Origin of the sequence: Streptococcus mitis (assembly GCF_946190325.1) — a bacterium.
In the GTDB taxonomy this organism is placed as follows: Bacteria; Bacillota; Bacilli; order Lactobacillales; family Streptococcaceae; genus Streptococcus; species Streptococcus mitis_CF.
On the sequence record NZ_CAMHZR010000048.1, the window covers coordinates 1 to 267 of the forward strand.

Here is a 267-nt window from a genome sequence, read left to right on the forward strand (position 1 = left end):
GCTGCTGGTTTGGCTACCGGCGTTGGAGTCACCGAATCTACTGATGTTGCTCCGTCGTTTTTAGCTTGTTCCACCGCTGCGTTTGTTGTTGCAGTATCAATCGCTTGTTTTGCTGCGTCGGCTTTGGCTTTCGCGTCTTCCTTAGCTTTGGCTTTTTCTTCAGCAGTCAAATCGTTGTTGGCATCAATTTCATCGTTCTTAGCTTTCAATGCGTCATCGATGGCTTGCTTCGCTGCTGGTTTGGCTACCGGCGTTGGAGTGACTGAA

Annotated in this window: 1 protein-coding gene; it reads right to left on the bottom strand. The window is 49.4% G+C overall.

Features of this window, described 5'->3' with window-relative positions; genetic code table 11:
- On the bottom strand, positions 1-267 hold a 267-nt coding region (locus N8M95_RS09245), incomplete at both ends, for a DUF1542 domain-containing protein (RefSeq protein ID WP_314726198.1).